Below are 18,484 nucleotides of genomic sequence, written 5' to 3' on the forward strand. Positions count from 1 at the left end.
TTTTGCCCTACTCTCGCCCAAAATACGCTCTTTCTTTGAGCATGAAGGGCTGAAAACCAAGGTATTTCAGACCTAAAAAGTCTAAAACCTTTACGTGTAAATGCTTTTAAATTTATTCAGCAAGCCCTAATTAAAGTCTAAAAATATTAGCACTTTTCCCTACTTCAGTGTTTGTTAATTCCAAAACATTTTCTACACAACCTAAATAGACTGCTTTAACGAAGTCAGAAATCAGAAGTTGTTTTTGTAACGGTTATTTTGAGCAACCCTCCAAAAATATTTCGTCTTAAAAAGTGGGGTTTTAGACCCAATCCTGTTTGATAAATAAAATAAATAGACTAACTTTTAGATAAACGTTCCACTGGCTTTCCTCCTAATAGTTGATGAGCATCTTGAAGAATATCTGGAATTTTTTCGGCATGGGGACTATTGGCAAGACATTTACTCAGGTCATATTTTTCTAATTGTTCAGCATTTGCACCAGGAAACCAGTGGCTACCATTACCTAGTAAGTTATAGCGCATTTTACTGTATTCGAGCATATCGTAGGCGATCGCTAGATTGCTTAACCATAAAATCACAGGGATATTGATATTTCCAGGAGTCTCTTCTACAGAGGGCAAACCAATGTCCCAAGTATTAAACCAATTTTCTCCTAGTTGAGCGATCGCTTCTTGCTCTAGTCTTGCCAATATTGATGGTAATATTTCATCAGCTCGATCTAACAATTCGATTGTTTTGAGATGTTCGTCAAAATCTTTTGGTTGTGATGCACCTAAACTCAATGTATGCACTTGAGGATGACTCAAACAAAATAGATCGTTAAACACCATCGGGCTGAGTGGATAGCATAAATCGACTAATTTCTGTGGTGGTTGATACAATTTACCTCCTTTATCAGAGGGGCTAATAATAAATACTCCCATATCAAAACGATTAGCGGCCTCTATTGCTGGCCAATTATTTTGATTAATGTAGTACCAGTGTAAGTTAACATAATCAAATTCATTTGTTTCTATAGTTTTAACTATGACATCAGTAGGCCCGTGAGTGGAAAAACCAACAAATCTGACTTGGCCTTTCCTTTGTAATTTTCTCGCTACATCCAGACAACCTCCTGGCCTAATTGACTGATGGAGTATTTCTAACGTGTTAATCCCATGTATGCCTAGCAAATCTATATATTCTAGTTGTAAAAATTCGAGGGACTGCTGAAACTTACTTTGGAATTCTTGAGGATCGGCGCTTGGGCTAACTTTTGTCTGGACAATCAGTTTTTCCCTTGGTAGCTTGGGTAAAATTTCTCCGAGCTGCATCTCGGATGTACCATAACCACGGGCAGTTTCTATGTGGTTAATTCCGCATTCTAGGGAGCGGCGAATTGTATTTTCTAAGTTTTGTTGATTATTTGGTGGGATTTGATTTTTGGGAACATCTTGCCATTTATATTGATACCTCATTCCACCGCAGGAAAATACTGGCATTGGTAATTCTGTTCGCCCAAAGCGTCGATACTGCATCATTAATTAATCTTTCTGAACTTACATTGAGGGGTCTTCTACTACTTCTACATTATTCATAGTAAAATTAGTTCTGGCTAGGGACCCGTAATATTTTCTTGCTGCTTCGTCATAAGCAACAGCAGCATCTTTTTCTACATCAAAGCGGCCTAAACGTATTTGTTTTTTGTACACTTTGATTTCAGCAATCCATTTTCGTTTATCCTTACACCAGTATACTCCCCGATATTTAGATGAATGTTTGACGCTTGGTCTCCTGTGCATTCGCGCACTTCCTTTGACTAGGCGTAAGTTCTCTCGTCGATTATCTAGCTTGTTGTGGTTAATATGATAGACAGATACCCCTATGGGAGCATCCATAATCACTCTGTGCATATAAACTGTGGTTCTTTTGCCATCTTTTTTAATTGTTCTGGCAGCAAACCCGTCTATCAAGTACCACTTATGTTTTGATAATTCCTCATAGTCTTGTTCATCAACTATTACTATCTGCCCTCTAGTAATCAAGATTTCTTTTGACATTTTTGTGGCCTTCTTATTACTTCAATTTAAAGTTATAATTCTCCCTTGTTTTTTTAGATCAGAGAGTAGAATGCAAAACATTTGAGGCCAGTACACAGTATGCATGTTTTTTTAGAACGTTTTATTTGACTTTTTGTCTTCCTAGCTACAGCTGTCTTACTGCACCCCATTTGTTATTAATAAATCAATTTGTGTTGATTTATTTTTTTCATTGCCTATGGCTATAAGTCGATAAGTTAAGTTATGACTTTTATGGTGAATTTTTTTGCCTACTGAATCTTGGTTTATCGATCCTTTAGTAGGTATAGTTTGATTTTCTTTATTCATCACCCCCCGAATTATAGCTCCTTTTAAACTATCTATAATTTTGTGCTACTAATCAAGACTTCATCTATAAATTAATGATAATCTCACCTTAATTTTTTTGCCACTTTCTAGATATAAATTAAGTAAATTAGCGGACTCATAGAATTATATTTCATAAAAGTAGAAATATCCTAACTTCTGTTAATAGTCCTTATCACCTTTCTATATTGATGTCAAATCAATAGAAGTTTACAGTTGGCTACTGTCCATCAGGCTGCATAAATTATTCTTCAGATACTATAGCACAGATAAGAAGGATGAAACGTAGTTAAGCCTATTACTTTATGGTTAACTAAACCATCTATAACCCATTTTTCCTGAAGTTTTTGACTGTAAAATTAACTTGTTATTTTTTTAAAAAATGAAAAAATATGAATTTTGAAATTTATGAGATTAAGTACTTTTGCTCAATATGAACCTTAACTTCATACTCGATCTCCTGAAAAATATTGAGTTTAATATATATGGTAGGTTGAGTAATCAATAATCTCATAATTATATATTGTTTGATATGTCATAATTTATTTAATATTTTTGGTAAGCATTTCCTGCGGAATGCGGAGCTTGCCAGCCGTCAGCTAGCCTCCTGTGGTCGGAACTGCGGACTTCAGGCATGAGCTTGTTTATATCCAGGAAGTTATATCATGTTCAGTTGAATACTTACACTTTGTAGGAAGGAAGGCAGCTATGCTGGAGGCAGATGGCAGAAGGGAAGAAAAGGTTAAAAGGGATAAATTTTTTTGATCACTGATTATCCGAACATGATATTAGATTGAAATACTAAAATTCGGCGTTGGTGAAGCGCGTGTATGATATTAACCTTAATTATTAAGGAGTCAGTAGAGAAGACAGAAGAAGAAAGAGTAGTAGAAGGAGAGAGTTTTTTGTTCGCGCTCTTATCCGGACAAGATATCATACCTCTTTTCACCAACGCCTAAAATTCTTACTTCAGTATGGTTGAAATAGCACTCAGCACTCAGCACTTAGCATTAGGACTTTTTTTGACGTTGAGGAGGAGATGAGCAACCCCGACTCAACTAGCAGGCGCTTGGGGTTGCCGGGGTATAAAGCCAAGGTCAAAAAGCAAAAAGCTCAAATGCTGAAGCACCGATCGCTAGTTAAAGCAAATATAAAAACCTTAATTATCCATAATAAATGTGTTTAATTCCTTCACAAAAAAAGCTGATTTCTGAGTGCTAATAGCTGTTTGCGCAGCATTCCACAGGAAATGCTTACTATTTTTGTTTGACCAGATGATATAGCAATCAATATTGATTAGTTGATGAAAAAGAAAATTGTGAAAAATACGCAAATTTAGCAATTATTATAATTTAATAAAAAATAAACTTGATTAACCCTATCAAAAAGTAAGCATTCAGCAGTCAGCCATCAGCTAGCCTCCTATGGTCGGAACTGCGGACTTCAGCTATTGCTTTTAGTTTAGGATCAAAGCAATATTTAATTATCTTACTACAAAAATTACTTCCCTTGCCCTTAAAGTCAGTTGTTAATTTAAACACTGTCCTTAAGGAGAAAATTTTGTTGCTGATAGCTGACAGCTAATAGCTGTTTGCGCAGCAGTCCGCAGGAAATGCTTACATCAAAAATACAGAATAATAGTAAAATACAGCAAATTTGTCACATGATTTTGATATTTTTGTGTTACTCAATAAATAATGTCTGATATTTATTTCGGTTAAATTTGTTATCTAGTAAGTAAAATAAATAATGAGCCAAGTCAGGTAAATTTAGAGATGATTTTTTTGTAGCTGTGGTAGCTGCTAAAAGGTATTAGATAAGAAGAATTAAAGTTATTAATTTGAAAAAATTTCAAGTTATATGAAAAAGCAGAGTACAAATAAATATTCTCAAAAACAGGAACTGTCAAAACCCATAGGACAGTTATTACAACAAGCTGGTTTAATCACAGGAAACCAAGTAGAATAAATTTTGCAATATCAACGTAGTAACTTTCATCTACGATTTGGAGAAATTGCTGTCAGTTAAAAGTAAGAAGTTAAAAGTAAGAAGTAAGAAGTAAGAAATAAGAAATAAGAAATAATACCAATTCTCAAAAGCAATGCTATACTTCAGTTCTACTTCAACAGTCAAATATTTGCCAAGATTCAAAGTCTTTTTTTGACAATTATTAATCGGTTAGTATAGATTTTTCCTACTTTTAACCCCTCCCCCACCTCCCACACTTCCCACACTTCCCCTCCAGCGGAGGAGGGGCGAGGGGTGGGTCCCCACCCCATCATACATAGCATTCTTTTTGAGAAATGGTATAAGAAATAAGAAATAAGAAGAAAATTATAGCGATCAATAGGAGTCAAGGATTCAGTAAGTATTTATGCTGCCATAAGTAATCTGAGAATTTGACTCCCGATCTAGGTAAATGAAGATAATTTATATAGTATAAATACCTACCAAGCTACGTATTTTTATACTACTTTTGATGTTGCAAATTGAAGTACGAAATGTGGGTTTTAAGTACCTAAAATATAACTTTTAACTTTTAACTTTTGACTTTTGACTTTTAACTTTTGACTTTTAACTTTAAGTATTTATGCTGCCATAAGTAATCTGAGAATTTGACTCCCGATCTAGGTAAATGAAGATAATTTATATAGTATAAATACCTACCAAGCTACGTATTTTTATACTACTTTTGATGTTGCAAATTGAAGTACGAAATGTGGGTTTTAAGTACCTAAAATATAACTTTTAACTTTTAACTTTTGACTTTTGACTTTTAACTTTTGACTTTTAACTTTAAGTATTTATGCTGCCATAAGTAATCTGAGAATTTGACTCCCGATCTAGGTAAATGAAGATAATTTATATAGTATAAATACCTACCAAGCTACGTATTTTTATACTACTTTTGATGTTGCAAATTGAAGTACGAAATGTGGGTTTTAAGTACCTAAAATATAACTTTTAACTTTTAACTTTTAACTTTTGACTTTTAACTTTTGACTTTTAACTTTAAGTATTTATGCTGCCATAAGTAATCTGAGCATTTGACTCCCGATCTAGGTAAATGAAGATAATTTATATAGTATAAATACCTACCAAACTACGTATTTTTATACTACTTTTGATGTTGCAAATTGAAGTACGGAATGTGGATTTTAAGTACCTAAAATATAACTTTTAACTTTTAACTTTTGACTTTTAACTTTTGACTTTTGACTTTTGACTAATGTCCTCCAACTACTACATTTTTAATCATCAAGTGAGGACTGCCAATACTTACAGGCAAAGGTGCTTGACCTGCTTTACCACAACTACCACTACTGTAAGTAAAATCATTACCGATCGCTTCAATATCTTTGAGAGTTTGAAATACATTCCCTGTCAAAGTAACATTACTGACAGCTTCTGCAATTTTTCCATTACGAATCATATAACCTTCTGCCGCAGCAAATGTAAACATTTCTCCGTTGGTTTGGCCACCTAGACTTCCTATGGCATAAACCCCTCGATCGATATCTTTAATCATTTCCTCAACAGGGCGATCGCCTGTTTCAATAGCTGTATTGGTCATTCTGACAATAGGTGGATACATTGCATTTATAGCTCTAGCATTTCCTGTAGGTGCTTCTCTCATTTTTCCAGAAGTTTCTCGATTATGCAGATGAGTTGTTAATACTCCATTTTTAATTAAATATTTGCGCTGTCCAGGAACACCTTCATCATCATATTTGATAGAACCACTTAAACCATCAATAGTGGCATCATCTATTACATTCAACTTTTCTGTACCTATTGGTTTACCTAATTTCAGTAACTCTTCCATCTGGGAGTTCTCATAAATAGAGTCTGCCTCAGAAAGATGGCCAAAAGCTTCGTGAATAAATACACCTGCCAGATGAGGGTCTAACAAAACAGTATATTGTCCACCTTTAACGGGTTTTGCCTCTAGTTGACGGATGGCCTGTTCTGCTGCTCTGATAACTTGTTTGTCAATGTGGCAGAGAGTGTTATAATCTGTACGAGAACTGATAGATTTGATGCCCTGTTTAACTAAACTGCCTTCTCCACAAGTCATGGCTCTAAATTTGCCATTGACATCTAGGCGTTCTTGTGCTATGTAACTGCCGATAGAATTCACAAAATAAGTAATGGCAAAGCGATCGCGATAATTGACATTTGTGGCCTGAATTCGAGGGTCGAAATCTAGCAATAACTGATTGTAGGTTTCAATTAATTGTCGTTTTTCTGCTAAAGATATGCCACGGGGGTCGTGGCCAAATTTGACTGCTACATAATCTTGAATAGGTTCAATGGGAGATAATTGAGTAGTTTTTTTTCCTACTAAATAAGCGTGAGAAATTGCTTCTTCGATTCTATTTGATAGTTCTGAAATATTGTTGAAAGTAACGAAGCTCCATCCTCCTTTGTGGCAAGCGCGAATACCTCCGGCAAGGGAAAAATGAGAGTTAATTGTATTTAATTGTAGGCCATAAAATGAAATAGTAGTTGATTCACTTTGTTCTAGGCGAATTTCTAGATAATCGACATGGTTATGGTAATTATAAATTTTATTTTGTAATTGCTCTAGAAGAGAATTATTTTTTGTGAGTTTTATAGCCATTATCTATTGTTATGCTGATATTAGTTTAAGCATTTCCTGCGGAATGCTGCGCAAACAGCGGTCAGCTATCAGCTATTCCTAGGTCATGCTGCGCAAACAGCTTTATTACCTTTAGTGGACAATTTAAGCTCGTTATTCTTTTGCTTCAATTCTTTGTTTAAAAATGTAGTAGTAGAAGTTAAGCAAGTGCTTGCTTCATTCATTTTTATTGCGCTCGAGCTGACTGCTAATAGCTGAATGCTTATATATTAGTTGTTATTGAATCAAATAAATTTGATGAAAATTTGTAGTTATTATTCACTTTCTTACTTGAAAATGTTACTTCTGGCTTATAGTAGCTCGTTCGGCGATTATTTATAATAATAAATGTTTGTATAGAACACCAATGGAACCTAATTATAGAATATCTTAAAATCTTAATTTCATCTTAGTTAGGATTGTAGAATGCTTGTATATACATTTTTGAGTTATAAATGAAAGCTGAAATAATCAATTTAATAAACACAGCTTGGCTATTTCTAGAAGGTAATAGCAGATTCATGTCTTGGAATTTATTTTTAGCTTTATTTCCTTTGGCCATGAGTTTTTGGTTGTTTTCTAAACCTCGCTCCATTTTTATACGATGGGGAGTGTTATTACTACTGGGCGCTAGTTTATTGCCAAATATAAACAGAGTTATGGCCTATGGCAGTAAATTGAATATTGAGGCGGCGATCGCTATTACTTTAGTATTAATAGTTTTAGGTATATATTTATTACGTCGTTCCCAGCATTCTTCTTTATTGTGGTGGTTTGGTTTATTAATTTTTATCGCTTTTTTACCTAATGCTCCTTATGTATTAACTGATATTATTCATCTCTATCAAGATATTCGTCAAAGTAATTCTGTATGGGTTTTGACTTTAGCAGTAGTTCCCCAATATTTGTTATTTATGTTTATTGGGTTTGAAGCTTATGTTCTTTCTTTAATTAATTTGGGCTACTATTTACAGCGACAAGGTTGGAGTAATTTTATTCTGGGAATAGAGTTAATTATTCATTGTCTTTCTGCTATTGGTATTTATTTGGGAAGGTTCAAACGTTTTAATAGTTGGGATATAGTTACTAACCCTGATGCTTTGGTAAAAAGTGTTTATAATGACCTGTTCGACCGACGTCCTATTTTAGTAATATTGATTACTTTTATAGTTATTTTGAGTTTATATTGGCTAATGAAATTAGTAACTTTAGCTCTACTGCAACAATATCAAATAAATCAAGAAGAGTCAGAAAAAATTTCTAGAGCTTCACCAAAATTTTAGTGAGATATTTCAACAATTAATAATTAATAATTAATAATTAATAATTAATAATTAATTAGGGCGTGACCGATCAAATCTCAAGGCATTGACATATAAAGGTATTAGCCTTTTTTAGCTGGAAATACCTGGTTTTGATCCCTTCACGCTCATGAATGGAGCCCATATTTCAAGCCTCTTACTTTCCTCCGGAATGCTGCACAAACAGGCAGAGGTACTGATAACTGATAACTGAAATGACTCTTAACTACTCCCTACTCCCTACTCCCTACCTCAACAAAAAGACTTTATTCAGCAAACTCTAATTAGCGGGACTTACACAAAAAAGCAGCAAAAAATAGGCTCAAATATAGATAGCCAGAGGCTTTTACGTCGAAAAGGTATAATTCCTTTATTACCAAGGGTTTTAGCCATTTTTAGGGCTTTGACGTAATTCCCTTGCCTTAGAGTGACTTTTCCTGCGGAATGCTGTGCAAACAAGCATTTTTCTGCCCAGAAAATGTGTAAGTCCCATTAGTAAATTTTGGGCACTATGTATCAGATTGTAAATTAGTTCAAAAGTTTATATTAATTGCCTTTAGGTTGTTTTTTTGATTAAAAAAACAACGTCTTTTTTTGAGCTTGCCCTACTTAAAAATATCGATCTGCTTTTAGGAAACTTCATTACTTATTTAGTAAATATCAGTAGCTTGAATTAGCTATAGATGGACATAGTTAAAATTATCGATCATCATGTTTTTTTATATGCATAATTACCGTATATTTACAGATGAAAAATCATAGGTTATGATTGATATTAGTTGACCTTTAGAAAATTCAAGAATGAATAAATTTAACAGTAAACTTTGGAATAGTTTTTTGCAGATTGCTCAACCATATTTTTACCCGTTAGAACCGGGAGGAAGCAAAGTATTTTTAGGATTATTATTTCTACTTTTGATATTTTTATTTGCTGCTGTTTTTTTAGTTGTTAGTTTGATTTGCATAGTTAGTGCAGCTATATTTGGCGAGTCATTTAATAATATTGCTCCTGGTTTAGTCAATATAATTCAAAATATTATTAATTCGCACTGGATATTTGTTATTGCTTTAATGATTGTAGTTCCTGCCATTGGTTTTTGGTACTATAAAAGACAACTTATCCCACGTTGGCAACCTTGGGCATTATTAAGTTTGTTATTATTATTATCTCTATCAGTTAGTGGTTTAAATGTAATTATTAGCTATGTAGGCAACTTTTTTACAACTGCATTATCTGAAAAAGACCAGCCTACATTTTGGCGGTTTTTATTTGTTTATGCCGGGGTTTTTATTATTGGTACTCCTATAGTTGTTATTTACGCATATACAAGGCAAAAATTAGGACTGTACTGGCGAGAGTGGATGACAAATAAGTTTCTAGATAACTACTTAAAAAATAGGTCATATTATGAAATAGACTCAAAAGGTGCAATCGATAATCCAGACCAAAGAATTGCAGAGGATATTAAATCTTTCACTAACCAAAGTTTATTTTTTCTTCTCACAATTCTCAATTCAATAATTGACGTTATTTCCTTCACAGGAATTTTATGGTCAATATCAATACCACTCTCAATATTTCTCATTATTTATGCTGTAGCGGGAACATTAGTAGCAGTAATTTTTGGCAGAAAATTAATTCCTTTAAATTTCTACCAACTCAAACGAGAAGCAGATTTTCGTTATGGATTAGTTCATATCCGCGACCATGCTGAATCAATTGCTTTTTACCGAGGAGAAGAGCAAGAATTATCTCAAATTAGGCAAAGATTTACTCAGGTTTTTAATAACTTTAATTTACTGATTGGCTGGCAAAGAAATGTAGATTACTTTACCACAGGTTATCGATATGCAGTAATTATTTTGCCTTCTTTAATTATGGCTCCTATTTACTTTGCAGGTGAGATTAAATTTGGAGATATTAGTCAGGCAGGTTTTGCTTTTAGTCAAGTTTTAGGAGCTTTTTCTTTAGTAGTTAGTCAAATTGACAACTTAACTAATTTTGCGGCTGGTATTAACCGTTTGGATAAATTTAGAGAAACATTAGAAGAGACCACAAAAGTATCAGAAGAAGGAAATAGGGAAATTGACATCACAGAAAGTTCTAGATTAGCCTTAGAAAAGATTACTTTAAATACTCCTCTAAACCACGAAGAAATTAATGAAAGTCAAAAGACTTTGGTAGAAAATTTATCAGTAGTAGTAAATTCAGGTCAAGGATTATTAATTGTTGGAAAAAGTGGAGCAGGAAAAAGTTCTTTATTAAGAGCAATAGCAGGTCTATGGACATCGGGTACGGGTCGTTTAGTACGCCCTAATTTGGAGAAAATGTTATTTCTACCTCAGCGCCCTTATATGATTTTAGGAAGTTTACGAGAACAGTTGTTATACCCTCAAGTTAACCAAGATTTTGATGAGTATGAATTAAGAAAAATTTTGAAACTGGTTAACTTAGAAGATTTACCAGATAGATTAGATGGTTTTGATGTGGAGTTACCATGGGAAAATGTTTTATCTTTGGGGGAACAACAACGTTTAGCTTTTGCAAGACTATTATTAATTAAGCCTAATTATGCAATTTTAGATGAAGCTACCAGCGCTTTAGACCTACAAAATGAAGCGGAACTTTATCAAAAATTACAAGCAACTCAAACAACATTTGTAAGTGTAGGACATCGTTTAAGTTTGTTGAAATATCATCAACAAGTTTTAGAATTAACAGGTAATGCTAATTGGCGAGTATTATCAGCAGAAGATTATCAAGCAGAAGCTAGTTCTTATAATTAATAATTAATAATTAATAATTAATAATTAGGGCTTGCTGATTAACTATCAAAGCATTGACAGATAAAGGTTATAGGGAACAGGAAGGAGGAATAATGGATAATAATTGATTTACAGCACTTTTTAGGAAGGGTGAGGTACAGTTTATTAATTCTCTGTTGCCTGTTGCTTTCCGGAGCTGTTGCCTAAAGTCCTAAAATTTTGTACCTCACTAACTCCGAAACTGCTGTAATTTTTGATTTTTGGAGATAGTTATTATATCATGTTCGGATAATCAGTTATAAAAAACCTTCTGCCTTCTGCCCTCTGCCTTCTGCCTTCGGTCCGCAGATATTATAAGTATTCAACCGAACATGATATTAGACTTCTCCGAAAATAGTCAAACAAATACTATAACTATCTTTTAAGGAGCGATCGCTATTCTACCAAGATGGTTAATTTCTACAGTCTCATAGATATTAGACATCTCCAAAAATCAAAAATAAAATCAATTATACTACAGAAATTATCAATTATTTCCCCCTCCATACCTATTCCCTATTCCCTCCATACCTATTCCCTCCATACCTATTCCCTCTTTTCTGGAGATGTCTATTAGAGATAGTTAGTATTAATATTTAGAGATAGTTAGTATTAATATATAGCAATCAGGAATCAGTTGTGAGAATTGAGGTGTTCCTTAAAAGTATAGAATATAGCAATTATTATATTCATATGATGCGTTTTTTTATTCTTCTCTGTTCCCTGTTCCCTATTCCCTAAAAGTTTTCAATATCTCACAACTCAAATCATATTGCTATATAGTCCTTTTTATTTAAATCAGGGGAATAAGGAGGCTAACTGAAATGACTATTCCCTCCATACATTTTTCATGCCACTTGGTCTCCACATCCCAGGTAAAAACGCTATATATTATTTTGAATAACTTGCCGATATTCACTCTTACGCTTCACTCCTTTCAACTGTTCGACCAAACCCTTATTCTTAAAAAACTGAATCGTTGGTGTAGACATTACCCCTGCATTCTGAGCAATTTCGGGATCTTGCTCAATATCAATCTCTACATAATGAATTTTTCCCTCAAACTCTTGTAGAACCTTCTCCAAAATAGGCTTCAAAGTATGACATGGAGCACAGGTAGGAGCAGAATACTTAACTATAATTAGGCGATCGCTCTGGTGGTAGAGTTTCCGCAAAGCATAACCGCCAAGATGGTGAGTAGAATTCTGGTCAAAACTCTCAACAGTATCAACAACTATCTCCTCATCCGACTTCTTAGTTGCTTTTTCCTGAGCAAACTCCTGTACCAAACCTTTTTCCGACAACCATTTCTCTACCAACATTGCCCCCATACAACCACTACCAGCAGCAGTTATTGCCTGACGAAACTCACTATCTTGGACATCACCTACAGCATAGACACCTTCAACGCTAGTTTTCACCATATCTCGAGTAAGCACATAACCCTTCTCATCCAACTCCAACTGTCCTTGAAAAATTTGAGTATTTGGGGTATGACCAATAGCATAAAACAAACCTTCCACTGGTAAGTCCTGCTGTGTACCAGTCTGATTATTTCTCAGTTTCACACCTTCCAACACACCATTACCATATACATCTATAACTTCAGTTTGCCAATGAACAGTAATTTTCGGATTTTCTAACACTCTCTGCTGCATAGTCTTACTCGCCCGCATCCGGTCTCGACGTACCAATAAATGAATATGAGAACCATACTTAGTTAAATAAAGAGACTCCTCCGCTGCAGTATCCCCACCACCAATAACTGCTAATTCCACTCCCTTAAAAGCTGGGTTGGCTCCATCGCAGACAGCACAAGCAGAAATACCACTATTCCAAAATTTTTCTTCACTAGGTAGTTTGAGTTTCTTGGCAGTCGCCCCAGTAGCAATGATGATGCTATAAGTTTTAATTTCTCGTTCCTCTGACTTAATAGTAAATGGGTACTGAGTTAGGTCTACAAAAGTAACATCTTCTGTGTATAGTTCTGTCCCCCAGCGAACTGCTTGATTTTTCATTCGTTCCATTAATTGCGGTCCAGTAATACCTTCGGGAAAACCAGGAAAGTTCTCTACTTCAGTCGTTGTCATTAATTGACCCCCTGGTATACCTCCTATTTGATAACCTTCAAAGACTACTGGTTTGAGGTTAGCACGTCCTGCATAGATCGCCGCAGTATAGCCTGCTGGTCCTGAACCTATAATTACTAAGTTTTCTATTCTTTGTTTTGTCATAATATTAAGATTTCGTGGTAGATAGTAACGTTTTTGTACTGTACTTTCTTCCAGTTAAAAGTTCCTGATTTTTTGTAGACATTGTTTGCTTGTTCAATCGTACTAAAGCTTGGTTAAAATTTCTCTCTTTGCATAAGCATTCAGCAGTCAGCTATTAGCTATTACTTTTAGTTTAGGATAAAAGCTTTATTTAATCGTCTTACTACAAAATTTGGGCGTTGCTGAATTAAGGTATGATTTGGAAAAAGAGCGATCGCGCTCACTATAAAATAATTTATATTATTTGAATAAGGAGTTGGCACATCTCTAAATTTTAGAAGCGTGAATTAATAATTGAATAGAATATTTGAGCATTTCTTCAGACTTAGAATAGCAAAGAGTTTGACGATGTAACCTTGCTAAATCATGTCTTAATAAGCGTATTTTCACCAACAAAATCGAACCATGTATGTTTTACTAATAATTTGATCTCCATCACTGTTTAAAATTTGGGTAAACTTTCCATCCATCTGTCACATAAAAATAACATTTCCATTTACTAATAACTTCCCACCCTGGGAGCAAAAGTTTTGGCACTATGGTCTCCTAAAACCCATCCCAAAATACCCTGTTTAAAGTGGTCTACTGCAGCTCCTGTGCCAAATTTTGTTTTTTTTGAGCATACCATAGTTTCTAATTCATCTAATTCTCCTACTTCAGGAGTTTCCAGTGGATCATAACAATCAGGTAAGAGTTTCCCTACTTGTTTGACCCAATTAATAATTGTGGTATGATGCACTTTCTTAACTCTTTCAATACCTCGCTCATCCCATACCATTGACATACATTTTTAGACATTCTTGTTTAAGAGCTTGAGAGTAACCTCTACCAGGTTCATAACATTCTATGAATTGTCGGCCACAATGGACACAAATATAGTTTTGCTTTCCTTTTTTATGACCATTTTTATTGATATGATCTGATTTACATTCAGGACATTGCATAATTTTGAATTCTAATAAGTTGACTTTTTTGGCGATCGCTCTTTTCCCAAATCATACCCTAATTCAGCAACGCCCTTTATCCTCAAAAGACATCTCCAATCATTAAAAATAAAATCAATTATCCTAGAGCGTGTCATCAATTATTTCCCTCTACTCCCTACTCCCTACTCCCTCTTTTCTGGAGAGAGCTAAAAGATACGATCAGGGGTTCTATATGATTATATCTATGTAGAACTTTTGCTATACTTGCTCATGAAGTTATACCAAATTTACGCAAAGCTACTTACATCTTAATCTATAGCAGATACATCAAGCCCGGCAATTCCCGGCAAAAGTCGGGAAAACTGTTCATAGCAACGTGACGGCAGAACCATCGACATTGGCGGTATCGCGCTAACGCGCCGCAACGCTTACGCAATGCTTTGAGAAAAATGCCCAAAGCGCCATTCCAATCTCTCGGCATTGAATGACCGCAATGCGGACATTTAAAATGCTTTGACCCTCCTAAGTTTTGATGAACATTACCGCAATGAGTACAAGTTTTGGAAGTATATTCCTCAGTTACATCTATTACGGTTGCCCCTCGTTTTAAAGCCTGAAACTTAAGAGTTTGTTTGAAACGGTAATGTGCCCAATTTAACATTTGGCGAACTGACGCACGAGTTAAGTTTGCGTTTCTTTTTCCCTGACTAGGCAACCATTTGGGATGACTCAAAAGTAGGGAGAAAGATGACACGATACTCAGTTGTTAACCATTTTGCTACTTTTTTATGGACTTCATCTATGAGGTTTTTTATCCTAATCAACAAGCTATTAATTTTTTTGTTTAACCTCTGTCTTTTGTACTTATTTTGACGACCAGCGTAAAGTGCTATATGTTTTCTGGTTTACGTTTAATTTTGCCGACTTACTGTTGTTTATATTATTAAAACAAATATTTATGAAGAGATAATTTTAAAATTGTCATGTTAAGTAAATTATGAATAAATGTAAAATTTGGCATTTATTGACATTATTCTCAATTATTTGACGAATTTACTTAATTTGCAGTCCATGATATGATTTTTAAAGTCACAGGATTGGTGTAATTAATTTGTAAAAACTCTGGAAACTATATTGAAATCGTATTATGTTAAGTAATTTTAATTTTCATTTGTTGGAGGAAAAAACAATTTTTCTAGAGACAGCTTAACAATAAAAGCCGAAAATTTGACAAAAAACTAGATTTGTGTATTTTCGTTTTGGTTATTGGTAGAAATTTCAATGAAACAGAAAAATTATGGAAAGAATATTAGAACCAGAAGTCATGGACACATGGGAAGAAGCAGAAGAATATGACTCAATGGACTTTTTGGAAGTCAATCAAGCCTTTGCAGAAAGTTCTATAGAAATCGGCCCAAAAAAAGGATTGGTTCTTGATGTTGGTACTGGTACTGCCAGAATACCGATATTAATATGTCAGCAACAACCAGAATGGCAAATAATTGGTATTGATTTATCAAAAAATATGCTGACTATTGGAGAGAGAAATATTGAAAAAGCACAATTACAATCCCAGGTCAAATTAGAGTTAGTAGATGCCAAAAAATTACCCTATTCAGAACATAGTTTTGAGATGGTAATTTCTAACAGTATTGTTCACCATTTATCAGAGCCATTACTATTATTTCAAGAAGTTAAAAGAGTTTTGCAGCCTCAAGGTGGAATATTTATACGAGACTTACTTCGTCCAGAAACTCCAGAATTAAAAGAGGAACTTGTAGACAAATACGCTAGAGATTGTAATCAACATCAACAGAAATTATTTAGAGATTCTTTGCAAGCTGCTCTGACTATTGTTGAAGTAGAGAAAATAGTTAAAGATGCTGGTATTAAAGAAGTAAAAATATATCAATCATCAGATAGGCATTGGACTGCAGAAAGAAAATGGTCAAAAACAGAATAGATATCTCCTTCAAGAATTTAGAATTTAGAATGCGCGAATTTAGAATTATCTCTCCTTGAAAATAAGAGGATTAGGTTAGTTTAATAGCTGATTAATTCCTATATTTAATAACCTTGAATTTAATACTCTAAAATAACTCAGAACATTACCTATAAATAGATAGATGTTTTTATAAATCAAAAAATATTGAAAAATTGTATCTTTGATTACTTTGATTTCTGACGAATAATCTTGAGATATCTATTAGCTGGATTCGGTCAAAAAGACATCGCTTCTATATGCAGGATATGATGTCATTATTGAGGCATTATCTGTAGTCGAAGTTTAGGAAATTGGTATAAAAAAGCAAAGCCACAGTATGTAGTAGATTTTCTGGAAAAATTAAGATACATGATTTTCATTAAAAATTTTCTGTCATAACACTATACAGAATTGAAAAGTGATCATAAGCTGTTAATAGAAGGTTAAAAAAATCATAAGGAAGGAATTTAGCTAAACCGTCGATAAGCCTCACACCATAATTTTAAATTTGGTGTGAGATGAATTCGTGGCCAATTGAATAGGTTCGATGCCAATTCAATTTGCATGCCATCCCAGCAGAAGCTTTCGCCCTAGTTGAAAAACTTGTATTATTATCTTGCAATAACCCCGGAAATTTTCCACCATGCGGACTGCCTACCAATATAAATTAAGGCCAAATAAAGAACAGTTAGCCACAATAGAAATGTGGTTAGAATTGTTGCGTCGGCAGTACAACTATAGGTTAGGCGAGCGGTTCTCGTGGTGGTCAGAAAACAGTTGTCCAGTTAACGCCTGCCCCTTGGTGATGCCCATTCCTCAACTAAGAGATAATCCAGATTATTACTCTCAAAAACGAGATTTGGTCAATACCAAAGACAAGTTTCCTGACTACAAGCTAATTCATTCTCAAGTATTACAAGATTGCATAAAACGGGTAAAACTTGCCTTTGATAGGTGGTTTAAGGCAGACAAAAATGGACATAAATTAGGGAAACCAAGATTTAAAGGAATTGGACGTTATCGCAGTTTTACTTATCCTCAAATCAAGCAAAACTGCATGGAAGGAAACAAGATCAACTTGCCAAAAATAGGCAATATCAAGTTAATTAAACATCGACCATTACCGGATGATTTTCAAGTAAAAACTATTACGATTAGTCGTAAAGCAGATGGTTATTATGTGACTTTATCCCTAGAAGACAGATCGGTTCCAGCTTTAACAACTAAAGTGGAACCTACATTAAAAAATACTCTGGGAATTGACATGGGGTTGAAGGAATTCTTAGTAACAAGTGAAGGAGAATCTATTCCCATCCCTCAATACTATCGAAAATCTCAGCAGCGATTAAAGATTCTACAGAAACGTTTATCTCGTAAAAAGAAAGGAAGTAAAAGGTGGCTCAAAGCTCTTTTAGCTGTAGCGAAACAACATAAAAAAGTAGCCGATAAACGTAAAGATTTTCATTTCAAAACAGCCAATGAATTGTTATCAAAAGCCGAAGTTATTGCCCATGTAGACGCGGAGCGCGGCGTGCCGGAGGCAAACTTAAATATAAAAGGGCTAGCAAAGACTCATTTGAGTAAATCAATTAACGATGCAGGATGGGGACAATTTCTGTCTATTTTAACTGTCAAAGCCGGAAATGCTGGACAGAAAACTATAGCAGTGAACCCCAAAAATACCAGCCAAAATTGCTCAAACTGTGGGGAAAAAGTTCCCAAAAAATTAAACATACGAACTCATTCTTGTCCGCATTGCGGTATTGTGATAGACCGCGACTTGAATGCAGCGATAAATATAAAAAATAGGGCGGCAGGGCATTCCGTTCTTAAAGCTCGTGGAGCCCGACGGAATACCGGGGCTACGAAACGAGAAGCCCACAGTATAGCGCCAGCTTAGTGTGGGAGTATGTCACGACAGAAGTTGGAAATATTTAGCTGAATCGCCTCAAAGCCTCACGCCATAATCTTTGATTTGGCGATCAGATGAATCGGCAGCAAATTGAATTGGTTCGATGCCCATTCAATAAAGGGCTAGCAAAGACCAGTTTGAGTAAATCAATTAACGATGCGATTTGGGGGTCAATATAAAAAATAGGGCGACAGCCCAGACATCCTTAAAGCAAGCGCTTGCCCGATGCAATGGCAAGGCTATGAAATGAGAAG

The 18,484-nt window shown here is 34.6% G+C and carries 10 protein-coding genes and 1 pseudogene; 4 read left to right on the forward strand and 7 right to left on the reverse strand.

All coding sequences use genetic code 11. From position 1 onward, the window contains the following. Positions 1-338: 338 nt before the first annotated feature. From SAGCYANO_RS26540 to SAGCYANO_RS26550, 3 genes are all read right to left on the reverse strand, one after another. A complete protein-coding gene (locus tag SAGCYANO_RS26540) occupies positions 339-1,520 on the reverse strand; it encodes an aldo/keto reductase (RefSeq protein ID WP_202222853.1) in 1,182 nt (393 codons plus the stop codon). 21 nt (positions 1,521-1,541) lie between these two features. Beyond that, positions 1,542-2,042 (reverse strand): AP2 domain-containing protein, encoded by a 501-nt coding sequence (locus SAGCYANO_RS26545; protein ID WP_202222818.1) that lies wholly within the window; start codon positions 2,040-2,042, stop codon positions 1,542-1,544. Positions 2,043-5,613: 3,571 nt separating this feature from the next. Next, entirely contained in the window at positions 5,614-7,011 is a 1,398-nt protein-coding gene (locus SAGCYANO_RS26550; protein WP_202222819.1) for a TldD/PmbA family protein, read from the reverse strand. Between the two features lie 473 nt (positions 7,012-7,484). Between SAGCYANO_RS26550 and SAGCYANO_RS26555 the strand changes: the two genes are divergently transcribed. Together SAGCYANO_RS26555 and SAGCYANO_RS26560 are read left to right on the forward strand one after the other, a co-directional pair. Continuing rightward, positions 7,485-8,312 carry a DUF1361 domain-containing protein gene (locus SAGCYANO_RS26555; protein ID WP_202222820.1) on the forward strand — a complete coding sequence of 276 codons (828 nt, stop codon included), beginning with the start codon at positions 7,485-7,487 and terminating at the stop codon, positions 8,310-8,312. Positions 8,313-9,131: 819 nt separating this feature from the next. Further along, entirely contained in the window at positions 9,132-11,117 is a 1,986-nt protein-coding gene (locus SAGCYANO_RS26560; protein WP_202222821.1) for an ABC transporter ATP-binding protein/permease, read from the forward strand. A gap of 902 nt (positions 11,118-12,019) precedes the next feature. On the opposite strand, the gene trxB is transcribed toward SAGCYANO_RS26560, so the two are convergent. The 4 genes and pseudogenes from trxB to SAGCYANO_RS45685 form a co-directional block, all read right to left on the reverse strand. Further along, entirely contained in the window at positions 12,020-13,369 is a 1,350-nt protein-coding gene (gene trxB / locus SAGCYANO_RS26565; protein ID WP_202222822.1) for a thioredoxin-disulfide reductase, read from the reverse strand. Between the two features lie 254 nt (positions 13,370-13,623). Then, a pseudogene (locus SAGCYANO_RS26570) lies at positions 13,624-14,352 on the reverse strand (IS1 family transposase); the annotation flags it as partial. Positions 14,353-14,363: 11 nt separating this feature from the next. Beyond that, positions 14,364-14,489, reverse strand: a complete 126-nt coding sequence (locus tag SAGCYANO_RS48085) for a hypothetical protein (protein WP_255502715.1) — start codon at positions 14,487-14,489, stop codon at positions 14,364-14,366. A 158-nt stretch (positions 14,490-14,647) separates the two neighbouring features. Beyond that, on the reverse strand, positions 14,648-15,088 hold the full coding sequence (locus tag SAGCYANO_RS45685) for a transposase (protein ID WP_237396717.1): 441 nt from the start codon (positions 15,086-15,088) through the stop codon (positions 14,648-14,650). 543 nt (positions 15,089-15,631) lie between these two features. Here SAGCYANO_RS45685 and SAGCYANO_RS26580 point away from each other — a divergent pair. Both SAGCYANO_RS26580 and SAGCYANO_RS26585 read left to right on the forward strand, forming a co-directional pair. Continuing rightward, complete coding sequence (locus SAGCYANO_RS26580; RefSeq protein WP_202222823.1) at positions 15,632-16,297, forward strand: class I SAM-dependent methyltransferase; 666 nt, start codon at positions 15,632-15,634, stop codon at positions 16,295-16,297. Positions 16,298-16,961: 664 nt separating this feature from the next. Continuing rightward, the gene (locus tag SAGCYANO_RS26585; RefSeq protein ID WP_202222824.1) at positions 16,962-18,218 is read left to right on the forward strand and encodes an RNA-guided endonuclease TnpB family protein; all 1,257 of its coding nucleotides are present in this window, start codon (positions 16,962-16,964) and stop codon (positions 18,216-18,218) included. Positions 18,219-18,484 lie beyond the last annotated feature (266 nt).

The sequence above is a fragment of the Okeania sp. KiyG1 genome (assembly GCF_014132355.1).
GTDB lineage: Bacteria > Cyanobacteriota > Cyanobacteriia > Cyanobacteriales > Microcoleaceae > Okeania.